We start from the raw sequence: 21,481 nt of genomic DNA, 5'->3' as shown, positions 1-21,481 counted from the left end.
TATTAAGAAATGTTATTACTAACGTTAGAAAGCGGCTATGAATTTTAGAGATTATAATGTCTTTTTAATATCCTCAGGCAATTCGCCAGTTAAAGAATTTAAAAATGCTACCATGGCATCTAGCTCGTTTTCGGTGAAGTCTTTCTTTAATTGAATTTTGCCCATGATTGAAACAGCATCTTTTAAGTTGTGAACGCTTCCATCATGAAAATAAGGATAGGTTTTTGCGATATTTCTAAGTGAGGGTGATTTAAAGACATATTTATCGCCTTCTTTATTGGTGATTTCAAATTTACCTTTATCTATTTGTTCACTTTTAGTGTGTTTCCAATACTCATCAAATATGCCGAATTTTTGATGAATATTTCCTCCTAAAGCATTTCCAGAATGACAAGCTACACAACCATTATCCATAAAAACTTTTAAGCCTATAAGTTCCTTTTCATTTAAGCTTTCTATATCGCCTGCAATAAAATCATCAAATTTTGAAGGTGTAATGAGTTTACGTTCAAAAGCACCAATAGCTTTTTGTATGTTTTTGTAGGTAATTGGTTCTGAGTCTTCAGGAAAAGCAGCTTTAAATAAATCTAAATAATTAGCGTCTTCTAACAGGCGCTCTACAACGACTTCCTCACTTGGCATAGCCATTTCAACAGGATTTAAAATAGGACCACCAGCTTGTGCTTCGACATCGGGTTCCCTACCATCCCAAAATTGATCAGCATGTAATGCTGCATTAAAAACTGTTGGGGAATTTCTAGTACCGAGCGTTCCATCATTTCCTGGAGACGTACTTAAGTTATCTACACCATAGGTTTTTAAATCATGACACGTATTACAACTTTGGGTATTATCTTTAGATAAGCGATTGTCAAAATATAATTTCTGACCTAAAACCACTTTTTCTTCTGTAATTACATTTTCAGGATTATCAACTTGTGTTGGAAGTGTTCCAAATATAGATGCAGCTCTTTCTTGTAATTCAACATGTTCTGGATTATAGGCTATAGTATCTTTTTTTTCGTTTGAATTTTTACAACTCACGGCTAAAGCTAATACGACAACTAGGAAAGCATATTTTTTCATAATGACTTCGTTTAAAAACAAATATAAAATTTGTAATCCAAGAAAAATGTGATTTTTGTCACGTTTTGAAAAAGTCAGATATGTTTTTACCTAAAGAATATTTAGAGTAAATCTTGAGTTAGAAGTACTGAACTTCAGCTAATTGTATGTACTATAAGTGATTTGTAGTCCGTATTTTATTTACTTTTTAAAAAGTCGACCAATTCTGCAACTGCTTTTCCACGATGTCCAATTTTATTTTTCTCTTCTAAAGAAATTTCAGCAAACGTTTTATCATAACCTTCGGCTTTAAAAATGGGATCGTAACCAAAGCCACCGTCGCCTTGTTTATCAGCTGTAATTGAGCCTTCACAAATCCCTGTAAATGTGTGTAGTTCGCCGTTGAGATGCAATGCAATTACGGTTTTAAATTGTGCTTTTCTGTTAGCTTTGTTTTTAAGTTCGGTCAATAATTTATTGGTATTGTCTTCTGCGTTGCGTTGTGGACCTGCGTAACGCGCAGAATACACACCAGGTTCACCGTTTAAAGCTTCAACTTCTAAACCTGTATCATCAGCAAAGCAATCATAACCATAATGTTCTTTTAGGTATTCTGCTTTTTGAATTGCGTTGCCTTTAATTGTGGCTTGAGTTTCGGGGATATCTTCAGTGCAAGCAATATCTTTTAAACTTAGAAGTTTAATATGTTGTGGAATTATAGCTTGAACTTCCTTTAATTTATTTAAATTGTTAGTTGCGAAAACAAGTTGCATAGTCTGTGTTTATTAATGTAATTTAGCAATTGTAAAAATAGGAATCTATTTATGTAACCTGTATCAAAACAGAATATTTTTAAAAAGACCCCAATGGTAAAATTTTTTATTCTTTTAATTTTTTGTTTATCGTGTGTTTCTATACAAGCACAAGATATTACAGACCTAGATTCATTACTTATTGATCGCGATGTTGATAATTATTCAGTTCGTTTATTTACCAACTTTAAGGTTAATAAGTTTAGCATCAAAGACGGTAACTCCAAAGCGAGATACGTGCCTAATAATAGACATGGTTTAGGTGTTGGTTTTGCGAATAGAAAAATTATTATAGATATTGCATTTAATATTAAAAACCCTAACAAAGAGCGTACTCGAAAATTTGATTTACAGGGAATTACAATTTTGAAAGACCGTAATTATGTAAATGTTTATGCACAAACTTATAGAGGGTTTACGGCTAAAAATAATTTTGATGAACCTCAAGTGTATCGCGATGATATTAAATCGGTAAGCATTGGTGTAAATTACTTGTACACTTTTGATGATATAGAATTTTCATATTCACTTTTAAAAGCCGGTTTTTCAGAAAAAAATAATGAAAATGTTTTTATAACAGGCGGTATTGGTGCGTTTACAAGCTATGATTACTTTTCAGCAAAACCAAGTCTTTTATCAGAAACAACGAGTCCTTATTTTAATGAGCAAGCTGATATTGAGAGTTATAGTGGGATGGCTATTGGTGTGTTAGCAGGATTAATTACGTATTTTAAACTTCCAGAAAACATTACAGCAACAGTTAATGTTATGCCTGGAATTGGAGTGATGAGAAAAAAAATCAATTTAGAAGAATCGAGTTATATTCCCTCTGATCCGCTACTTTATAAGTTAGATTTCTTAATTGGTTTAGGATATAGTTATAAGCAGTACTACGCAAGTTTAACCTACAGTAATGGCTTGTATTCTACAGATTTTGGCTATGGTAATTCTTATAATTTAAACCTTACGAAAGCTAAGTTAGCGATAGGTTATAGGTTTAAGAAAAAGAAAAAACAATAATTTTAAAAGCAGCGGTCGACTTTAAGATGTTTGTATTTGGTTATGCGAATTATTTAGCATGAACTTATTCTTCTGTTTCTCGTTCTTGAATGACAATCTTATCTTTTTTAAATATAGGGACTAAATAAGAGAGATTAAAACCGTAACCACCACCAAAGCGACTACTATCGAAGGTTTTGTTAAAACCAGGGACATAGAGATTCTCGTAATTATTAAGTTCGGTATCCGAAACTAAGAATTTAAGTTGTAAATTAATACCTGCAAAAAAGTTATTAAATAATTCGGCTTTTAAACCGATTTGAAGTTCTGCCCAAAGTGCCGTTAAGCCACTATACACTTCACTTGATTCAACATTAAATTGCTCATCCCAGTATTGGTTATTGACATTGTAAATGGTGTAATTATTTCGTGTTTGACTAAATGTAGCTGCACCAATACGAAAGCCAGAATAAATCATGTTTTCCATATCCAACCAGTTTTGATAGAAATTAATATCTATACCAGCTTTAAAATACCCTCCTTTTGTGGTATTGCTCAGAGCATCATTTTCAATTGTTTTTTCTTCATTACCAATTTCTCCAGCTAAATACATACGTTTTGTTAGTCGGTAATCGCCCATAATCTCAAAACCAGAATAATCATCCTCAAAAAAACTACGTGCTATTTTACTTATATCTGCACCAAGCCTAAGGCCATATTTCTGTTTGTAAATTAGCGTATCAGTAACGGTTTCATTTTCTTCTTGAGCAAATGATGCCATTGTAGAAACCAACAGCAATAGTATAGCACTTCTAATGGAAGATGTGAACATGTGTTGTATATTCATTTTCAATTGTTGTTTCTACGACTTCTATATTAGCAATCCATAGATCACTATCAATTTCTGAAGTTAGGTTTAAATTTGTAAATAAGCTCTTGTAGCCGCAAGCTCTAGAGACATAAATAAATTCTGAGTTATAAGTAATTTCTATAATGTCTTTATTTGAAGTTTCTGGGTCGTCGGTATCTAAACGTAAATTAGTGTCTTTTTCTAAAACAAAACGTGTGGTTACAAATTCATTACCCAGAGTGTCATTGACCTTTAATGGTAATGAAATGCTGTTAGTATTTACATTAAAAATATAGGTGTCGTCATCTGCTGCTACAATGGTGTCCGAGGCTTCTAAAGGTTCTGTAGTTACGCCATCTTCATCGGTAAATAAACCTTCGCCGTAAGCGGTAAGTCTTGGAACATTTTTTAATTCGTCTATATCTGATGCATCATAAAATTCAATAACTAAACGGGCTGTCGTTTGAGTGGTTTCAGCACAAATATCATCACGTTCACAGCTAAGGATAACTGCAGCTGTTATGGTAACAAAGCTTAAAAAAATAAGAATACGTTTCAAATTCAATAATTTTTTGAGTTTAATTTTTATTTCAATTTTTTTCAAAAAGTACAACGGTTTCAATATGCGCTGTATGTGGAAATTGATCAACCAAACTCATTTTTTTAATCGTATAACCAGCTTCCATTAATTGTTCTGTATCTCTTGCTTGTGTTGCTGGGTTACAAGATACATAAACCAAACGTTCTGCGTTTAGGTTTATTATTTTTTTAAGGGTTTTAGGAGCAATACCAGCTCTTGCAGGATCTAAAATGATGGTTCTTATTTTATTGGTGTATTCAGGGTGTTCCGTTAAGAATTTTCCAACATCTGCAGCAAAGAACTTTAGGCCTTCAATATTATTACGTTTGGCATTTTCTTTAGCATCGTTAATTGCTGCTGCTACGATATCTACGCCTACAATCTTAGTATTTTCGGACTTGTTGGCTATAATCTGACCAATAGTTCCTGTACCACAAAATAAATCTAATACCACAGTGTTATCAATCGCTTCTTTGTTTTCCAAAGCATAATCAACCACTTTGGAATAGAGTTTCTCTGCACACTTAGGGTTGGTTTGAAAAAAGCTCTTCATGCTAATTTCAAAATTAAGGTCTAATAATTCTTCAACTATTTTATCGTCACCATAAATAAGAGAGATACTTCCTGTTGTGGCAATCGTTCTATCGCCAACTTCATCGTTAATAGTGTGTAGTAAACCTGCAACACGGTCGCCAAATAATTCCACTAGGTAATTTGCAAATTTGTCTAAATCAAATTGTGGTAAATCATATGAGGTTGTAACCAAATTAAAAAGTAGTTGGTTGGTTTTATAGGATTTTCGGACTACAAAATATCTGAAGAAACCTTCCTTTTTAGGCGCATGCCAAGGGGCTAATCCTGTTTCTATACAGTAGGCTCTAATATTTTTAAGTTGATCTTCAAATTCGGCATCAAATAAGCCAGAATCTTGATTCAAATTATCGCCACACCACCAAGTACCTCGCTTTTTAAAGCCTAATGTAAACTCATCCACATCTGTTTTTAGGTCATGATCATAACCAATCGCAGAAAAACCATATTCCATTTTATTTCTATAATGGAAGGTGTTAGGTGAGGTTACAAATTCATCAAACTTGGCTTCAATATCAGCGACTTTACCGATACGTTTGAATAGCTCTAGCGTACTTTGTTTTTTATACTGATGCTGTTTTTCAATAGGTAAATTAATATATGGCGCGCCCGGAATGCTTTGATAAGGCATATCTACTTCGTCTTCAGAAGCTTTTAATACGTCAAAAAGTTTACCTTCAGCATATTTTTTACTTGTTTTTTTTATCTGAGTTTTAACCAATTGACCAGGTAGTGTATTGGGGACAAAGACCACAAATTCACCATGCTCATTTCTTATGCGACCAATGCCTTTACCTCCAAAAGCATAATCTTCGATTAAGATTTCTATGATTTGACCGCGTTTTACAAATTTGTTCCGTTCTCTTTTTGGCATTTTATCAATAATTTGGTTGCAAAGATATCTTTATTGATTTCAAATTTAGATAAATCCTTGCATTTTTATAATCATGATGTTACTAGTGCATTTTTTACTAAGGTTTATTGGCTTTTTCGATACAAAACAAAAAAAGCTCTGATGACTAGTCAGAGCTTTTAAATTGTTTATTGAAATGGTTATTTCAGTTAAGACATTAACTGTCTTATAATTAGCAACGTATTTAGTTGGGTTTTATTGTTTTAAAATAAAAGAAATGTGATATTATCCGTTTAAAGCTGCCTTATAGGTTTCTAAACAACGTTCTCTTGCAGCTTTATGATCCACCATTTTTTCGACATAATTATCGGAATTAAATTCTGGAACATATTTTTTAATGTAATTCCTATCCTTATCAAATTTATCAATTTGTGTTGTGGGGTTAAAAATTCTGAAGTAAGGCGCTGCATCTACACCTGTACCAGCCACCCATTGCCAGTTGCCAACATTGCTTGCCATTTCGTAATCGTGTAGTTTTTCTGCAAAATAAGCTTCACCCCAGCGCCAATCAATTAATAGGTGTTTGCATAGAAAACTACCAACAAGCATACGGACTCTATTGTGCATAAAGCCAGTAGTATTAAGTTGGCGCATTCCGGCATCTACTAAAGGATAACCTGTATTTCCTTGACACCATTTATTGAATTCTTCTTCGTTATTACGCCAATGTATGCGGTCGTATTTTGATTTAAAAGCTTCTGTTAGTGTATGAGGGAAATGCCATAAGATTTGTATAAAAAATTCACGCCAAATCAGTTCTTGCCAAAATATTTCGTTTTGTTCTGCTGTAGCTTTTTTAATCATTTTTCTTATACTGACGGTTCCGAATCGTAAATGTGGCCCTAACCTTGACGTGGTATCTTTTGCAGGGAAATTTCGGGTAGCTTCATAGTTTTGAATTGCTGTTGGTGTTACATCATAAGGCGCAATCTCTTGGCTTGATTTCTCATAACCAATATCTGATAAACTTAAGTTTGGTAATCGACTGTGTGCTATTAAGTTTTCTAAATAAGAATTGGTATAGAAAATTTCTAAATCTAAAGTTTTAAATTTTTCTTTCCAGGTACGCATATAAGGGGTGTAAACCAAATAGGGGTCACCATCTTTTTTTACCACCTCATCTTTTTCAAAAATCACTTGATCTTTATACGTTTTAAAGTCTATATCATGAGATTTTAAAATCACTTTTATGGCTTCGTCTCGCTTAGTGGCATAAGGTTCATAATCGTGATTGGTGTAAACAGTTTCAATATCATAATCATTGATTAACTGTTTGTATATCGCTTCAGGCTTCCCATAATATATAGCAATACTACTGTCGTGCTCTTCTTGCAAGGTTTGTCGCATTTGCTGAAGCGTTTCGTGTATAAACGTTACACGAGCATCATCTTTTGGTAATTTTTCTAATATTTCGGTATCAAATATGAAGATTGGCAATACAGGATGTTTCCCTTTTAGAGCTTCATAAAAACCGCGATTATCATCTAATCTTAAGTCGCGACGAAACCAGAATATATTTGTTTTTGTCTTCATATTAATAGGTTCCAAATAATTCTTCCAACTTCTGAGTTCTATAGTTAAAAATTTCTTCCAATTTGGGTTGTACTAAAAACGGGTGTACAAGTTGGCCTAAGATTCCCATAGGTAATTTATAGTCGATAATATCTTCCATTTCTACACCACCTTCAATTTCTTTTATAAAATGCTTATGATGCCAAAGAGCATAAGGGCCAAAACGCTGCTCGTCTACAAAATAATGACGGTCTTTAACATGGGTTATTTCTGTGACCCATTTTGTTTTAATACCTAAAACAGGAGTTACGATATATTGAATAATTTGTCCTGGAAACATGGGACGGTCTGCACCTGAAAGAATGTTAAACCCCATATAGTCTGGTGTAATTGTTTTTAGATTGGCTGGATTTGAGAGGAATTCCCAGGCTTGTTCTATAGAAATGGGCAAGTTCTGTTTTTTATGTAAGGTATATATTTTCATAGCACTTATTTAAGTGATTAAAACGGTGTATTTATGATAAAGCCTAATTGTATATTACGACGTAAGCATTGAGTGAGGTCGCAATACAAAGCCAGATAATATAAGGTGTTAAAAGGTATTTTAAACGATGTAGTTTGTCATCGCCAAAAGTGATAAAGAAGTATACAATGACTAAGGTTAATAAAATGATATTAACTAAGGCGAAACTTGTTAAATGTTGATTAAAGAATAAATAATTCCAGCTTATATTTAATAGAACGGCAAAGGTGTAAACTGACATTACCATTTTAGAATTTCTAATAGAAAATAGGTAAGTTAAATAGATTGAAAAACACAGCATGATGAGTGTCCATGCGGCACCAAAAACCCATCCTGGAGGCGTCCAAGGCGCTTTGTTTAAACTAGTATACCATGCACCAGTAACTTCGTCACCCATAAATAAACTACCTAAAGCGAGTGCACCAAAATTGATAATTAAAAATAATATAAAGAGGTAGATTTTTTTCAATTTAAGCTTGTTTTAAAGTTTCAATTTTTGCACTGATTAATTGAGCCTCAGCATATTTTTTATCACTTTCTGCTCTGTTGGTGGTAGAGAGTTTGTGCCATTCAGCCATTAATTTTTCATATTGCTTTTTTAGTTTCTCTTCCTCTGATAATTTTTTAAACAGTCCAAACATTATTTTCTATTTTAAGTGTTTTGTAATTCTAGAGCTTGTAGGGTTAGTAATTGAATAGTAATAATCTATCAATTCACCTTGTTCATCGACTAGGTATTTCTGGAAATTCCATTTAACGGTAGAGTTTTTCTTTGCGTTAAGTTTCTTTTGAGTGAGCCACTGATATAGTGGATGTTGGTTTTTGCCTTTGACCTCAATTTTTTCAGTCATAAGGAAAGTCACTCCATAATTAACTTCACAAAATTCTTGTATGTCGTTAGCAACACCAGGTTCTTGTTTGCCAAATTGGTTACAAGGTACGCCAATAATAATGAGGTTGTCTTTATAAGTCTCTTGTAGGTTTTGCAAATCTTTATACTGAGGTGTAAACCCGCATTTAGAAGCTACGTTGACAAAAAGCAACTTTTTACCCTTAAATTGGTATAAATCTATAGGTTGCCCTTGTAAACTGTTGATTTTTATGTCGTGGAGCGTTGCTGTTGCTATCATTCTTAGACTTGTTTAAGTTTAATTAAGTAAGTGTTAGTTAGAGTTTGAAACTAACAATACCACAATCCATTTGAAATATTTGCCCAGATTGTGAAGCTGATTTTTCTGACAATAAAAAAGCGACCATATCAGCGACTTCTTTGGGTTGTAAATATTTTTTTAACGGATGGCGTTCATTCATATTTTCTACCATACGCTCATTGCGTAATAATTTAGACGCTAATTCTGTATCCGTCACGGTTGGTGCTATCGCATTAACTCTAATGGTTGGCGCTAATTCGGCGCCTAAAGATTTTACTAAACCCTCTATAGCCGATTTAGAAGCTGCGACACTAGCATGAAAAGGCATACCTAGTTTTGCTGCCACAGTACTGAAAAGTACAACGGATGGTTTGTTGCCATTTTTTAAAGCAGGAATATATTTTTTGAATAGCTTTTACAGCGCCAATAACATTAATGTCAAAATCAGTTTTAAAATCGTTAAGACTTAACCTGTTAATTGGTTTTAGATTAATACTTCCAGGGCAGTAAACTAAGCCATCGGCTATATCAATGTCTGGTAATTCATCTTTCAAAATATCACAATCAAAATGTTTTAAATTGGGATGAGATAGTTCTGGTGCAGTTCTGCTGATGTTTACAATTTCATCATAAAAAGAAAGCAAAGCTATGACAACTGCTTTGCCAATACCTTTGCTTCCTCCTATAATTATTAAACGCTTCATAGATTAAGAGGCTGTTAATGGTCTACCTTTTAAACGTTTCTCAATTTTTTGCTTTATAACCGTAAGGCGTTTCATGATATCCATGAGTTTAGAATCTTTTTCTTTTTTATATAATTCGTTAACTTCTAAGATTAAATCTTTGGCTTCTCTTGCTGCTACAATTCTGTCACTTGTGGTTTTGAAAGTAAACTTTCTGTTTTCAAATTCTAAAGCTTTTTCTACTGTTTTCATAGCTTAATTATTTATATAGTTTTGTAATTCGACGATTTTTGAAGCGGAATTAAATTCTCCGCCATAATAGGTGGTTACTGTAGCAGAAGCATCGTCTTCAACTCCTCTAGACGCTACACATAAATGTTTAGCGTCTATAATTACAGCAATATCTTCGGTTTCTAAAACCGTTTTTAGTTCGTTAGCAATCTGGTTGGTTAAGCGTTCTTGAACCTGAGGACGCTTCGCATAATATTGTACAATGCGATTTAATTTTGAAAGGCCTATAACCTTACCCGATGATTTATAAGCAATGTGCGCTTTTCCTATAATGGGCACAAAATGATGTTCGCAATTAGAATAAAAGGTAATGTTTTTTTCTACCAACATCTGATTATATTGGTATTTATTATCAAAAAGAGCGACTTCGGGTTTGTTTTTAGGATCTAAACCAGAGAAAATTTCTTCTACATACATCTTAGCAACACGGTTTGGTGTGCCTTTTAAAGAGTCGTCAGTTAAATCTAAACCTAAGACGTCCATTATTTCTGAAAATAATATAGAGATGCGTTGTTGCTTCTCATTATTAGACATTTCAAAAGCATTGGGCTTCATAGGGGTATCTAAACCTGTAAAAAGATGGTCGTCTCCAATAGCTTCAGTTGAGAAGGTATTAAGGTTTGAGGCATCCGTTTTGGAAATTACTTCTGTGTTATTCATAGAATCTTTTTAATGTGCTGTATTTAAGTACTCCAAACTTAAATCAAAGCACGAATTATCGTTTTGAAATAGAGTTATTAGTTATTGTTTTTTGACGCGAACACTTAAACCTGCCTTTGTCAAATGGTCTTTTTTTACTGTGTTTAGTCACTCTTCCTTGTACACGTTTTCTCCATAATCTAAAACTACTAGGCTTTAATTCTTTTCGCATTAAACTAATGACCTCTTGTTCTTTCAAATTAAATTGATAGGTGATGGCTTCAAAAGGTGTTCGGTCTTCCCATGCCATTTCAATGATTCGGTCTACAGTTCTAAGGTCTAAATTCATCATCTGTTGGGCATGGCGTATTTTAAATCATAACTCACCTTTAAATCTAGAAGCTTGTTAAAGAACTTTTTGTTTTCTTTAAATGTTTTACTATTTCTAAAATGAACGAAACGACCTTGTGCATGAATGCTAGAGCCATTTGTTTTATAGATGACTAATTGATAAAAAGGGATAATCCACGTGAAATTTTTTAGCCCTTTGTTAATCATTATTAAAATACCTTTTGGTCTTATCTCAATATTTGCATAATTGGTGTCTGACACTTTGTTCATTAACGATGACATATTAGGACTTACATCGTCTATAATCATCCGTTTAGAACCTATTCCCTTTAATCTCAACTTCTGTACCAAACTAAAAGGTCTGCCAATTAAGTCAGCTATAATGGTTTTATGTTCTGAATTATAATGTGTTGTGTTTAATATCATAACTACTCAAATATATAAATGTTTAACTAAAAACGCTAAAGTTTAAACAAAAATTAACACTTAATTATGAATATATAAATCACTTAGATTTAAAACAGACTTAATTTATTTTTAGTATTCGTAATCAGTCGTTTAAGATAGGTCGTATAATAATGCTTCAACTTTCAATTTAGAGTTAGAATTAGATACCGTTTGTTTAATTATTTTATTTGTTAACTTTTGGTTTTGGTTTTGGTTTTGGTTGGAGGAGGAGTGGGATTAAAAATAGTTACAGCACGTAATGGGTTTTAATTACGTTTATAATTGTTTTAAAAATTGTTCAGCATTTTTTAAGTGCGTTTCTTTTTTATCTTGATTCATTTTATCAAATGTTCCGATAAGCATACTTAGTCTTGGATTACTTAAAAAGAACTCGCGGTGTTTATCCATAAATGTCCAGAACAAACCATCCCAAATAGGTTGCCAATCGCCTTTAAAATAGTTACTCATTTTTAAAATATAATTACTACTGCTGATATAGGGTTTTGTAGACATTAAGCCACCATCTGCAAAAAGACTCATGCCATACACGTTGGGGACCATAACCCAGTCGTAAGCATCTATAAAAAGTTCCATAAACCATTGGTAAACATCATCAGGGTCAAATTCGCAGAGCACCATAAAGTTCCCTAAAATCATTAAGCGTTCAATATGGTGTGCGTAACCTGTTTTTAGTATTTTTTTTATTAAATCATCAATAGGAGGGATGCCTGTAGTACCATCGTAAAATGATTTTGGGATTTTTCGGTGGAAGCCCCAAAAATTTTTATGACGTTCTTCTGTACCTTTTATGTCATAAACGCCTCTTATAAATTCACGCCAACCTAATATTTGCCTTACAAAACCTTCCGTTGAATTGATTGGGATATCGTTTGACTTCGCGTAATCTATGGCAGTATCAATAACATATTTGGGGTGTAATAAACCCACATTTATTAAAGGTGAAAGTAAACTGTGATTTAAAAAATGAGCGTCTTTCACAATGGCATCTTCATAAGTGCCAAAATCATGAAAGCGTTTTTCTAGAAATTGCTGTAGCCATATTTCTGAACTTTTAAAGTCAATAGGATAGATGGCAAAGTCTGTGAGCGTGCCATAGTGGTCACTAAAGTGTGCGTTGACATAATCTTTAGCTTCGGTATGAAAATCAGTGGCGTCTGGAAACTGAATAGGTGGTGGCGTCTTATCTTTAGGATATTTCTTTCGGTTATCAGCATCGTAAGACCATTTTCCACCTTCGGGCTCATCAGCAACCATTAGAATATCATATTTTTTACGCTGCTGTTTGTAAAACGATGTTTGAAAAAATTTCTTTTTTGAAGCCTTAAAAAATGAACTTAAATCTTCCTTAGAATTTATAAATAGAGGGTTATTATACCACTTAATTTCTATTGACACTCCTGCGGTCTTAATGCGTTTTTGAAGCCAATTATCGGTTGGGTCTATAATATGAAGCTTTTTAATCCCTGATGCAATGAGTTTTGGAATGAGTTGTCTTATATCCGATAGATCGGTAATGGCTTCGATATATTTAACTTGTTTTCCTTTAGATTCTAAATAGGATGCGTAAGCCTTCATGGTAGCGCGATGAAAAGCTATTTTTTGTTTGTGAAACTTATACTGTTTAAAAAAAAGATATTCTTCAACCAAATAAATGTCACTGTCTAAATCTAAGACTTCAGGAGATTTAAAGAGTTGATGTGGAAAGATAATTGTGGCTTCTTTTGACTTCAATATTATCAGTTTTAGTTTCTAGTGAAATAATTTGACTTCAGGATTTTGATTCGTTTTTCTGCTTTCGGCATTTGTCACTACAATATTTTACAGAGTCCCAATGCTTTTCCCATTTTTTACGCCAAGAAAAAGGGCGTTGGCAGATAGGACAAGTTTTTGTTGGAAGGTTCTCTTTCTTAACCCGTTTCATTTAGCAACCAAAGCATTTATCATGCCTTTAAATACAAAGGCATGAAACGGAAGTACTGCATACCAGTATAAACGTCCCCAAACACCTTTGGGTCTAAATACAGCCCGTTGATAGAGTTGGTCTTTTTCTATTTTAAATTCTAACCAAGCTTCTCCAGGCAAACGCATTTCGGCAAATAGTAATAGACGTTTTTCTTTTTTGTCGGCTAGTAAAACACGCCAAAAATCTAAGGGGTCACCAGCTTCTAAATTGGTGTCGTGTGTTCTACCACGTCTTAAACCAACACCACCAAAAAGTTTATCCATGTAGCCTCTAACTTTCCATAATTTATTGAAACTATACCAACCATTTTTACCACCAATACTCCAAATTTTTTCTAAGGTATAAGCTTCATCTGTGATGGTTCTTTGTCTGGTGTCTTTAAAGCAACCGTATTGGGGTAATTCGATATGTTTAGACAATTGGTCTTTAAATCTGCCGCTACTTACGGCATCTTTCCAACTGGAAATAACTGCGTTTTGTTCGGTTTTTTGAAACGCTAAATCTACAGCAGTTTTATAATCCATAGGATTTACACCTATAACGTCATTGATGTCACTTGGCTTGCCTATCACTTCAATTTTCATACTATCTACTAATGCCGCTGCTAATTGAAAAGATGTGGAGGTTACAAAGTACAACCAATAGGAGGATAGTTTAGGCGTTAAAACAGGGAGGGTTACGATGTAACGTTTTAAATCTCTTACTTCAGCAAATTGAAGTAACATTTCTTTGTAAGTTAGGATTTCAGGACCAAAAATATCATAGGCATTATTGTATAGTTCTTTTTTGCCTAAACCACCAGATAAAAAAGCAAGTACATCTCTGACCGCAAGTGGTTGTGTTTTTGTATTTAACCATCTCGGAGTAATCATAAACGGTAATTTTTCGACGATATCTCTGATGATTTCAAAAGAAGCACTGCCACTACCGACTATGATTCCGGCTCTAAACGTGGTTAAGGCATAACTGTTAGATTTTAAGGTGTCTTCAACTAAGAGTCTTGATTTTAAATGTTTAGATAAGGTTTCTGCATTAACAATACCACTTAAATAAATAACCTGTTTGCAATTAGTTTTGGAAACTAAGTCATTAAAGTTTGAGGCACAGCTTTCTTCCAAACTTTCAAAATTATCAGAAGATGTCGCCATGGAGTGGATGAGGTAGTATGCGGCATCTATATCTTTTGGAATTTCAGCATTTTCAGGTTTTAAGAAGTCGACTTTTATAAAAGAACAATTCTCATATTTTTCTAGCTCATCAGGGATTCGGTTAAGGTCACGAACCGAACAAACGAGTTTGTGATTAGCTTCGAGTAGCTGCAATGCTAAACGTTTTGCAATATAACCTGTTGTACCAGTGATTAGAATTTTCATGAGGTCTCCATATTTTTAAATTCAGCTTTAGGGCGTTGGTAGTCTAAGCGTGTTTTTAACTCAGGTATGCTGTAAGCATCAGCGCCATTAATTGTTGCGACCTTGGCTTTTGCTAAGTTAATAAAGCCATCTGTTTCTATTAGGTTATCAGGGACATATATTTTTTTTATGGCACCAATAACCAAAGTTGTACCATTTGCTTTAATTGGGTACTCTTCCATGAATTCCATGGCTAATTGTAATGGAGCGCCTTTAACAAAAGGGGCGAAAAAATCGGCTTTGTATTCTTCTTCGAGATCTGTAACGTTAAACTCAGAAATTTTTCCGTCATACTTTGCTGACGTATGGTGAGCCGCTTCTAATATCGTTTCAAAAATAGGATTGATAGTGAAGCAGCCTGATGTTTTTATGTTGTCATAGGTATTGCGCTTTCCTTTTGTAGGTCTCATAAAGAAGCCTAATAATGCGGGGTCTGAGCCTATATGGGTCACAGAACTAAAGACAGCAACATTAGAAATTTTATCCTGACTTTTCGTACCTATAAGATTGGCCGATTTATAACCCGAACAACTGTTAATAAGGTTTATCCGATAGATACGTTCTAATTGATTTAAGTCGTCTTTAGAGAATTCTGCCATCTATAGCGTTTTAAAATTATTGATTTTTACTTGTTCTGCTTTTAGGTCAAACATAAGATTGTAAAGCCCAAAGAATGTTCTATTAATATAAATAAAATGTTTGGAACCTCTATTACCATTCATGTTTCGTAATTCGGTGTTTTTAGAATAACGTTGTCCCATTTCTGAAATTTTATTAAAGAAATCAGGGTTAGAAAAATCAAATTCTTCTACATGAAACGGTTGCGTAAAAAGGCTTAAAAGTTCGTGAAACATTGCACTAAAAAAGGTGATTTCTTCTTCAGAATCATCTTTTCTTAAGATTTCAAGTTCATATAATTTTTTGGTAAATAGCTCAGGGTTTTCAATACAAGCTGGGTCTGCCAATTCAAAATAAGGAATATAAAAGGCTTCGGGAATAGATTTCATACATCCAAAATCTAAAGCAATTAAGTCACCAGTTTTAGAAATTAGGAAATTACCAGGATGTGGATCCGCGTGTACTTTTCTTAAATTATGAATTTGGAACATATAGAAATCCCAAAGGGCTTGTCCTATAGTATTTGATAACTGTTGGTTAGTATTATGCGCAACAAATTCCGACAGGTGTTCCCCTTCCATATAGTCCATAGTAATGATACGGTCTGATGAAAATTTCTCGTAATAATTCGGGAATTTAATATTCGGAATGCTTTTACAGGCTTCAGAAATTTCTTTGCTTTGCGCAATTTCAATATTATAATTGGTTTCCTCTCTAAGTTTATTCTCTACTTCTTTAAAGTACTTATCCGAATCTTTTCCTTTAATATTAAACATTTTTATAGCAATGGGTTTTACCAAAGCTAAATCGGATGCTATACTCTCTGCAACTCCAGGATATTGGATTTTCACAGCAAATTTTTTCCCATTCTTCTCTGCCAAATGGACTTGACCAATACTGGCAGCGTTAACTGAAGTTGCGTTGAAAGTATCAAATATGTCTTCGGGGTGTTTTCCAAAGTATTTTTTAAATGTTTTTATAACTAATGGAGGCGATAGTGGTGGTACAGAAAACTGAGACAACGAAAATTTTTCTACATAAGCTTGAGGCAAAATGCTCTTTTCCATGCTTAGCATTTGCGCTACTTTTAGAGCACTTCCTTTAAGCGTTTTTAGGCTGTCGTAAATGTCGTCTGCATTATTTTTGTTGAGTTTGTTTTTAGCGGCTTCTTCAGAACCTACCATTTTATCACCGTAATACTTTAAGTAATTTACACCTACTTTTGCACCTGTAGATACAAGTTTAGTAGCACGAGAAATCTTAGTAATTGGTATGCTGTCTATAGTTTTCATAGTTTCTAATTTGTTTGCATTTTTTCTTTATATAAAAACTTCCCAAAATCTATAAGACTCTTTAATGGTGCAGTATCAATTAAATCGAAACTGGTTTTTAATGATTTTTCAATAAAAATATCTGTTTTTTCAAATGAGGCAGAGGTGTCGTCTAACCAAAATTTTAACGTGACTAACAATTGAACCCAAGCAGATTCTTGTAAAGTTTTATTCTGAAATTTCTCTAGTTGCTCTTGCTTTAAGTCTATGGTTTTGATGTCTAAATGCCCTATATAGGCCGTGAAACTTGCTCTTAATTGCTTAAGAACTTTTAAAGATGCCATAGTTTTATCTCTAGAATCTAAGGCGTAAGTAACATAGCTTCTATTCGCATTTAGGATTTCGAAAAAGGTATAATAAAAGCTCAAGAGTTTGTTTCTCGCATCAAAAGCTTGGTAATCGTCACTTTTTTCTAAAGCGATTAATGTATGGTCAAAGAATATTTTGAAAATAGATTGCTCTAACGCTTCAAAATTACCGAAGAACTCATAAAATTTCTGTTCTTCAAAATTGTTTTCCTTAGCAAAACTATATACTGATTTAGGTTTGTGGTTATGGGTTAGTGCATAATCCATATAAAAATCTATGAGATCTGATTGTTGTATTGTTTTCTTCTTAGCCATCTTTTCTGTTTTCAATTTAGTGTAAAGATAAACTATGTTTAACTTATTTGTGTTAATGTTAAACAAAAATTAACAAGAATTTATTGGTTTAAAGTATTTACTTCATTTGTTTACAGAAGTATGGGGGTATTTATTGGTTTTGTTACAGTAATTATGATTTTATTGTTTTTCATTTTACAATATTTTGTTTTTTGAGATTTAATAATCTAATAGGTTAAAAAACACCTTATTAATTATTTCTTTTTAAGGTTTCTTTAACATGTATAGCTTGGCATTAACCGTAATTTTATGGCAATTAAAAAAAACATATAACACTATTAACTATGAAAAAACTAGTACTATTTACATTTGCCTTAACCTTAATGTTTTCTGTTGATGCCCAAATTAAAACACCAGAGTCAAGCCCAGCAGCTAAAATTGAGCAGGTTGTTGGTTTAACAGATGTAACAGTTGAATATTCACGTCCGGCTATGCGTGGAAGAACCATTTTTGGAAATCTTGTACCTTATGGAAAAGTATGGAGAACTGGAGCAAATGCAAGAACTAAAATAACATTTAGTAATGATGTAACGGTTGCAGGTAGCGCCCTTGAAGCAGGTACCTATGCTATTTTTACAATACCTTCAGCAAAATCTTGGGATGTTATTTTTTACACCGATTATAGTGGTGGAGGAGCACCTGCAGAATTAGATGAATCTAAAGTTGCTGCTAGAGTTAAAGCTGAAGTTTATCCGATAGAAACAGATATCAAATCATTTACAATTTCAATTGACGATATTACAAGTGGTTCTGCGGTTCTAGGAATGATGTGGGAGAAAACTTATGTAGGTGTAGAATTTGAAGTGCCTACAGATGAAACAGTAACAGCTGCTATTGAAAAAGTGATGGCAGGACCTTCTACTGGAGATTATTATGCTGCTGCAGTTTATAATTTACAGGAAGGAAAAGATATGAAGCAAGCGAAAGAATGGATTGATAAAGCAATGGCTAATATTGACAATCCACGTTTTTTTCAATTACACAAACAAGCGTTAATTTATGCTGAGGTTGGAGACAAAAAAGGAGCGATTGAATTAGCTAAAAAATCATTAGCTGATGCAAAAAAATCAAACAGCAGCGCTTATATTAAATTGAATGAAGACGTGCTTAAGGCATGGGGGGCAATGTAATTTATTAATTGTATTTAATTTATAAACGCAACTCTTTTTGGTTAGAATAAATTACCAAAATGGAGTTGCGTATTTTTTTTGCTTAAGGCTTAGTTGTAATGTAATCCTATTACTTTTCTAATCGTATCTAAGGTCTTAATTAATTGTTTGCTTTTCTCAAAAGTCATGAGGTCACTTTCCGTTTTGTTAGCTCTTAAGAGTGCATTGAAATGTTCAATTTCATAACTGTAACCTATAGTTTTATAATCAAATTCTTTTAATATCGAATTTCCATCGTTATCAATTAGTGTTACTGATGAGGGTTGGTGAAAACGGCCGTTAATTTTTATGATTCCTTTTTCGCAATAGAATATTGCTTCGGTACTCGTTTTTTTAAGTAAGGTGCTTTTTAGTATGGCTTCACTATTAGGATATTGAAATTTGATATCACAACTAGAGTCGGCACCAGAATCAAAAAAATTGGCTTTAGCCTCTATACTGTTTGGCGTGCCTAAAGTAGATAAAGCTGCAAATACAGGGTAAATACCAATATCTAATAAACTACCGCCGCCAACAGATTTGTCAAATACTCTAGACCTTATGTCATAGCTTGGATGAAAACCAAAATCAGCTTCAAGTTTTAAAACTGAACCAAAATGCTTTTGTCGAAGTAAATTTAGAACATATTGATAATGCGGTAGAAAAATAGTCCACATGGCTTCCATTAAAAGTAGGTTCTTTTGTTTTGAAAGTTGAATCATTGCCTCAACTTCCCCTAAATTTAATGCGAAAGGCTTTTCGCATAAAACAGCTTTATTGTGATTGAGACATAGCATCGTATGTGCCTTGTGAAAACTATGTGGCGTAGCAATGTATATAGCATCAATGCGTGTATCTTTAACTAATTCTTCATAGCTACCATAAGCCAAATTAGCTTGGTGTTTTTCTCCAAATATCTTAGCTTTTTCAAGATTTCTCGATGCTATACCGTGGAGTTGACAATGCGGTACTGTAGTTAAGTCCGTCGCAAATTTTGAGGCTATTTTGCCCGCACCAATAATTCCCCAGTTAATAGATTTAGATGTCAACTGTCGATGTTTTAGGTAAAAGTAATTGTAATAGATTAGCAATCATTATCACCACAACACAACCAAATAAATTGAGCCACAAATAAGGCATCCACTCAAACCACCAACCAATAACAACGATGGCTTGTGTGATTAAAGCACCAATAAAAACAGCATTTCCTTTGATGTATTTAAAGAAGAAGGCGAGTAAAAATATACCGAGTACATTACCGTAGAAAATAGAACCGATAATATTAACGAGCTGAATTAAATTTTCTGCTAAATCAGCAAAACAAGCGATAATAATGGCAACAATTCCCCAACCTAGGGTAAACCATTTGGTCATTTTAACCATGTGGTCTTCGCTTTTTTCTTCTTTTTGATTCCGTCCATATAAATCTATAGAGGTAATAGTCGCTAGAGCATTTATTTCTGATGCTGTTGAAGACATGGCAGCCGAAAGAATAACCGCTAATAATAAACCGATTAAACCTTGAGGAAGATTATTTAATATAAATGTTATAAACATATAATCTCGGTCGTTGGTTTTAGTGTCTTTTGCAGCATCATTATAAAGTGCCGTTAATGCTTCAGACTTTGCCAAATAAGCATCACTTTTAGGATGGTCCTCTAAATTTTCAACTTCATCTTTTAGAGTGTTATAGGCCGATGTGTATTCGGGGTCAATGGCTTTTTTTATTAAGAATTTAGATTCTGAACGGTATGTTTTCTCAATACTATCAAGCTGGAATAACTCTTGTTTTAAACCATTGTCATCACTTTTAGATAAAGCTAAACTTACCTTTTGCTTCTTATTAAATAAAGCTGACTGTTTATCTTGAAGTGCCCTATAATCATCACCATAATCTGAAGTTAAAACCGTTTGGGTAGAGCGGTCTATAAAGTTTAAAGGAGATGGGTTAAATTGATAAAACACAAATACCATGACACCTACTAATAATATAAAAAACTGCATTGGCACTTTAAATAAGCCGTTAAATAACAGGCCCATTTGCATTTCTTTCATAGATTTTCCAGAGAGGTAACGTTGCACCTGGCTTTGGTCGGTACCAAAATACGACAACATTAAAAATGTTCCACCAATTAAACCAGTCCAAACGGTATATCTATTTTCTAAATCGAAAGAGAAATCTAAGACTTGCATTTTGCCGGTGGCGCCGGCAATATCAATGGCATCTCTAAAGGATACTTCTTCTGGTATTAAATTAATAATAATAAATAATGCCGCTAGCATCCCAGCAAAAATGACAAACATTTGTTGTTTTTGGGTAACGGTTACAGCTTTTGTACCTCCAGAAACGGTGTAGATAATTACTAAAACACCAATGATAATGTTAAGGGTAACGATGTTCCAGCCTAAAACCACAGATAGAATAATGGCTGGAGCAAAAATGGTGATTCCTGCGGCTAAACCACGTTGAATTAAAAAGAGAATGGCAGTGAGGCTTCGAGTTTTGAGGTCGAATCGGTTTTCTAAAAATTCGTAAGCGGTATAAACTTTAAGCCGATGGTAGAGCGGAATAAATACCAAGCAAATAATTACCATGGCAATCGGAAGTCCAAAATAAAATTGAACAAATCCCATACCATCCGAAAACGCCTGACCTGTTGTAGAAAGGAATGTAATTGCACTTGCTTGGGTTGCCATTACCGATAGACCGATGGTCCACCATTTAGAAGTATTACCACCTTTAATGTAATCTTCTGCGTTTCTTCGACCTCTAGTTTTCCAAGTTCCATAGCCTACAATTGTAGCTAAAGTAATTACTAAAACAGTCCAATCAATCCAATCTAAAGTTTGTTGCATGTGTTAAGCGAAAGAGGCGGTTATAAAGTAAAACAAGACAATGTAAAGTGCATTAGCAATTAA

24 protein-coding genes and 1 pseudogene are annotated in these 21,481 nt (G+C 33.6%); 2 read left to right on the top strand and 23 right to left on the bottom strand.

Going from position 1 to position 21,481, the window contains the following annotated elements; genetic code table 11:
• Nucleotides 1–51 precede the first annotated feature (51 nt).
• Together HM982_RS07185 and HM982_RS07180 are read right to left on the bottom strand one after the other, a co-directional pair.
• Nucleotides 52–1,086, bottom strand: a complete 1,035-nt coding sequence (locus tag HM982_RS07185; protein WP_179352466.1) for a cytochrome-c peroxidase — start codon at nucleotides 1,084–1,086, stop codon at nucleotides 52–54.
• 176 nt (nucleotides 1,087–1,262) lie between these two features.
• Nucleotides 1,263–1,838, bottom strand: a complete 576-nt coding sequence (locus HM982_RS07180; RefSeq protein ID WP_179352465.1) for a non-canonical purine NTP diphosphatase — start codon at nucleotides 1,836–1,838, stop codon at nucleotides 1,263–1,265.
• Nucleotides 1,839–1,931: 93 nt separating this feature from the next.
• Here HM982_RS07180 and HM982_RS07175 point away from each other — a divergent pair, with 93 nt between their 5' ends.
• Entirely contained in the window at nucleotides 1,932–2,897 is a 966-nt protein-coding gene (locus tag HM982_RS07175) for a DUF4421 family protein (RefSeq protein ID WP_179352464.1), read from the top strand.
• A 64-nt stretch (nucleotides 2,898–2,961) separates the two neighbouring features.
• On the opposite strand, the gene HM982_RS07170 is transcribed toward HM982_RS07175, so the two are convergent.
• The 19 genes and pseudogenes from HM982_RS07170 to HM982_RS07080 all read right to left on the bottom strand — a co-directional run bounded on the left by HM982_RS07170 (nucleotide 2,962) and on the right by HM982_RS07080 (nucleotide 17,375).
• On the bottom strand, nucleotides 2,962–3,723 hold the full coding sequence (locus tag HM982_RS07170; RefSeq protein WP_246296627.1) for a DUF6048 family protein: 762 nt from the start codon (nucleotides 3,721–3,723) through the stop codon (nucleotides 2,962–2,964).
• The gene (locus tag HM982_RS07165) at nucleotides 3,689–4,285 is read right to left on the bottom strand and encodes a DUF6452 family protein (RefSeq protein ID WP_179352463.1); all 597 of its coding nucleotides are present in this window, start codon (nucleotides 4,283–4,285) and stop codon (nucleotides 3,689–3,691) included. The genes HM982_RS07170 and HM982_RS07165 overlap by 35 nt, the downstream gene beginning before the upstream one ends.
• 31 nt (nucleotides 4,286–4,316) lie before the next feature.
• Nucleotides 4,317–5,771: a 23S rRNA (uracil(1939)-C(5))-methyltransferase RlmD gene (rlmD, locus tag HM982_RS07160; RefSeq protein ID WP_179352462.1), complete on the bottom strand. Its 1,455-nt coding sequence runs from the start codon at nucleotides 5,769–5,771 to the stop codon at nucleotides 4,317–4,319.
• Between the two features lie 264 nt (nucleotides 5,772–6,035).
• On the bottom strand, nucleotides 6,036–7,343 hold the full coding sequence (locus tag HM982_RS07155; protein ID WP_179352461.1) for a cryptochrome/photolyase family protein: 1,308 nt from the start codon (nucleotides 7,341–7,343) through the stop codon (nucleotides 6,036–6,038).
• A 1-nt stretch (nucleotide 7,344) separates the two neighbouring features.
• On the bottom strand, nucleotides 7,345–7,806 hold the full coding sequence (locus HM982_RS07150; protein WP_179352460.1) for an SRPBCC family protein: 462 nt from the start codon (nucleotides 7,804–7,806) through the stop codon (nucleotides 7,345–7,347).
• A 43-nt stretch (nucleotides 7,807–7,849) separates the two neighbouring features.
• Nucleotides 7,850–8,314: a TspO/MBR family protein gene (locus tag HM982_RS07145; protein ID WP_179352459.1), complete on the bottom strand. Its 465-nt coding sequence runs from the start codon at nucleotides 8,312–8,314 to the stop codon at nucleotides 7,850–7,852.
• Between the two features lies 1 nt (nucleotide 8,315).
• Nucleotides 8,316–8,486, bottom strand: coding sequence for a Lacal_2735 family protein (locus HM982_RS07140; RefSeq protein WP_179352458.1), 171 nt, complete (start codon nucleotides 8,484–8,486; stop codon nucleotides 8,316–8,318).
• A 6-nt stretch (nucleotides 8,487–8,492) separates the two neighbouring features.
• On the bottom strand, nucleotides 8,493–8,975 hold the full coding sequence (locus tag HM982_RS07135; protein WP_179352457.1) for a glutathione peroxidase: 483 nt from the start codon (nucleotides 8,973–8,975) through the stop codon (nucleotides 8,493–8,495).
• Nucleotides 8,976–9,012: 37 nt separating this feature from the next.
• Nucleotides 9,013–9,700: pseudogene (locus HM982_RS07130) on the bottom strand (SDR family NAD(P)-dependent oxidoreductase).
• A 3-nt stretch (nucleotides 9,701–9,703) separates the two neighbouring features.
• Entirely contained in the window at nucleotides 9,704–9,931 is a 228-nt protein-coding gene (locus tag HM982_RS07125; protein ID WP_179352456.1) for a hypothetical protein, read from the bottom strand.
• Between the two features lie 3 nt (nucleotides 9,932–9,934).
• On the bottom strand, nucleotides 9,935–10,630 hold the full coding sequence (gene folE, locus HM982_RS07120; protein WP_179352455.1) for a GTP cyclohydrolase I FolE: 696 nt from the start codon (nucleotides 10,628–10,630) through the stop codon (nucleotides 9,935–9,937).
• Between the two features lie 55 nt (nucleotides 10,631–10,685).
• On the bottom strand, nucleotides 10,686–10,961 hold the full coding sequence (locus tag HM982_RS07115) for a TIGR03643 family protein (RefSeq protein ID WP_394354345.1): 276 nt from the start codon (nucleotides 10,959–10,961) through the stop codon (nucleotides 10,686–10,688).
• The gene (locus tag HM982_RS07110) at nucleotides 10,958–11,386 is read right to left on the bottom strand and encodes a hypothetical protein (protein ID WP_179352454.1); all 429 of its coding nucleotides are present in this window, start codon (nucleotides 11,384–11,386) and stop codon (nucleotides 10,958–10,960) included. Before HM982_RS07110 ends, HM982_RS07115 begins: the two co-directional genes overlap by 4 nt.
• A 297-nt stretch (nucleotides 11,387–11,683) precedes the next feature.
• On the bottom strand, nucleotides 11,684–13,159 hold the full coding sequence (locus tag HM982_RS07105; protein WP_179352453.1) for a cryptochrome/photolyase family protein: 1,476 nt from the start codon (nucleotides 13,157–13,159) through the stop codon (nucleotides 11,684–11,686).
• Nucleotides 13,160–13,196: 37 nt separating this feature from the next.
• On the bottom strand, nucleotides 13,197–13,349 hold the full coding sequence (locus HM982_RS07100) for a DUF2256 domain-containing protein (protein WP_179352452.1): 153 nt from the start codon (nucleotides 13,347–13,349) through the stop codon (nucleotides 13,197–13,199).
• Nucleotides 13,346–14,764, bottom strand: coding sequence for an SDR family oxidoreductase (locus HM982_RS07095; protein ID WP_179352451.1), 1,419 nt, complete (start codon nucleotides 14,762–14,764; stop codon nucleotides 13,346–13,348). Before HM982_RS07095 ends, HM982_RS07100 begins: the two co-directional genes overlap by 4 nt.
• Nucleotides 14,761–15,402: a flavin reductase family protein gene (locus HM982_RS07090; RefSeq protein ID WP_179352450.1), complete on the bottom strand. Its 642-nt coding sequence runs from the start codon at nucleotides 15,400–15,402 to the stop codon at nucleotides 14,761–14,763. Before HM982_RS07090 ends, HM982_RS07095 begins: the two co-directional genes overlap by 4 nt.
• Nucleotides 15,403–16,713, bottom strand: coding sequence for an ABC1 kinase family protein (locus tag HM982_RS07085; RefSeq protein ID WP_179352449.1), 1,311 nt, complete (start codon nucleotides 16,711–16,713; stop codon nucleotides 15,403–15,405).
• A 5-nt stretch (nucleotides 16,714–16,718) separates the two neighbouring features.
• Entirely contained in the window at nucleotides 16,719–17,375 is a 657-nt protein-coding gene (locus HM982_RS07080; protein WP_179352448.1) for a TetR family transcriptional regulator C-terminal domain-containing protein, read from the bottom strand.
• A gap of 323 nt (nucleotides 17,376–17,698) precedes the next feature.
• Between HM982_RS07080 and HM982_RS07075 the strand changes: the two genes are divergently transcribed.
• Nucleotides 17,699–18,544 (top strand): DUF2911 domain-containing protein, encoded by an 846-nt coding sequence (locus tag HM982_RS07075; protein WP_179352447.1) that lies wholly within the window; start codon nucleotides 17,699–17,701, stop codon nucleotides 18,542–18,544.
• An 89-nt stretch (nucleotides 18,545–18,633) separates the two neighbouring features.
• On the opposite strand, the gene HM982_RS07070 is transcribed toward HM982_RS07075, so the two are convergent.
• Together HM982_RS07070 and HM982_RS07065 are read right to left on the bottom strand one after the other, a co-directional pair.
• Entirely contained in the window at nucleotides 18,634–19,611 is a 978-nt protein-coding gene (locus HM982_RS07070; RefSeq protein WP_179352446.1) for a Gfo/Idh/MocA family protein, read from the bottom strand.
• A complete protein-coding gene (locus tag HM982_RS07065; protein WP_179352445.1) occupies nucleotides 19,601–21,418 on the bottom strand; it encodes a sodium:solute symporter in 1,818 nt (605 codons plus the stop codon). The genes HM982_RS07070 and HM982_RS07065 overlap by 11 nt, the downstream gene beginning before the upstream one ends.
• Nucleotides 21,419–21,481: the final 63 nt, after the last annotated feature.

The organism is Winogradskyella vidalii, assembly GCF_013403955.1.
GTDB classification, from domain to species: domain Bacteria; phylum Bacteroidota; class Bacteroidia; order Flavobacteriales; family Flavobacteriaceae; genus Winogradskyella; species Winogradskyella vidalii.
The sequence above is the reverse complement of the archived record's forward strand: the minus strand, read 5'-3'. Positions and strand labels throughout refer to the sequence as shown.

Bases quoted from the DNA above. Each gene is read 5' to 3' on its own strand.
- HM982_RS07115 (WP_394354345.1), bottom strand. From the start codon at position 10,961: ATGATGAATTTAGACCTTAGAACTGTAGACCGAATCATTGAAATGGCA.
- rlmD (WP_179352462.1), bottom strand. From the start codon at position 5,771: ATGCCAAAAAGAGAACGGAACAAATTTGTAAAACGCGGTCAAATCATA.
- HM982_RS07135 (WP_179352457.1), bottom strand. From the start codon at position 8,975: ATGATAGCAACAGCAACGCTCCACGACATAAAAATCAACAGTTTACAA.
- HM982_RS07065 (WP_179352445.1), bottom strand. From the start codon at position 21,418: ATGCAACAAACTTTAGATTGGATTGATTGGACTGTTTTAGTAATTACT.
- HM982_RS07140 (WP_179352458.1), bottom strand. From the start codon at position 8,486: ATGTTTGGACTGTTTAAAAAATTATCAGAGGAAGAGAAACTAAAAAAG.
- HM982_RS07125 (WP_179352456.1), bottom strand. From the start codon at position 9,931: ATGAAAACAGTAGAAAAAGCTTTAGAATTTGAAAACAGAAAGTTTACT.
- HM982_RS07180 (WP_179352465.1), bottom strand. From the start codon at position 1,838: ATGCAACTTGTTTTCGCAACTAACAATTTAAATAAATTAAAGGAAGTT.
- HM982_RS07175 (WP_179352464.1), top strand. From the start codon at position 1,932: ATGGTAAAATTTTTTATTCTTTTAATTTTTTGTTTATCGTGTGTTTCT.
- HM982_RS07095 (WP_179352451.1), bottom strand. From the start codon at position 14,764: ATGAAAATTCTAATCACTGGTACAACAGGTTATATTGCAAAACGTTTA.
- HM982_RS07100 (WP_179352452.1), bottom strand. From the start codon at position 13,349: ATGAAACGGGTTAAGAAAGAGAACCTTCCAACAAAAACTTGTCCTATC.
- HM982_RS07085 (WP_179352449.1), bottom strand. From the start codon at position 16,713: ATGAAAACTATAGACAGCATACCAATTACTAAGATTTCTCGTGCTACT.
- HM982_RS07110 (WP_179352454.1), bottom strand. From the start codon at position 11,386: ATGATATTAAACACAACACATTATAATTCAGAACATAAAACCATTATA.
- HM982_RS07150 (WP_179352460.1), bottom strand. From the start codon at position 7,806: ATGAAAATATATACCTTACATAAAAAACAGAACTTGCCCATTTCTATA.
- HM982_RS07080 (WP_179352448.1), bottom strand. From the start codon at position 17,375: ATGGCTAAGAAGAAAACAATACAACAATCAGATCTCATAGATTTTTAT.
- HM982_RS07090 (WP_179352450.1), bottom strand. From the start codon at position 15,402: ATGGCAGAATTCTCTAAAGACGACTTAAATCAATTAGAACGTATCTAT.
- HM982_RS07155 (WP_179352461.1), bottom strand. From the start codon at position 7,343: ATGAAGACAAAAACAAATATATTCTGGTTTCGTCGCGACTTAAGATTA.
- folE (WP_179352455.1), bottom strand. From the start codon at position 10,630: ATGAATAACACAGAAGTAATTTCCAAAACGGATGCCTCAAACCTTAAT.
- HM982_RS07185 (WP_179352466.1), bottom strand. From the start codon at position 1,086: ATGAAAAAATATGCTTTCCTAGTTGTCGTATTAGCTTTAGCCGTGAGT.
- HM982_RS07170 (WP_246296627.1), bottom strand. From the start codon at position 3,723: ATGAATATACAACACATGTTCACATCTTCCATTAGAAGTGCTATACTA.
- HM982_RS07075 (WP_179352447.1), top strand. From the start codon at position 17,699: ATGAAAAAACTAGTACTATTTACATTTGCCTTAACCTTAATGTTTTCT.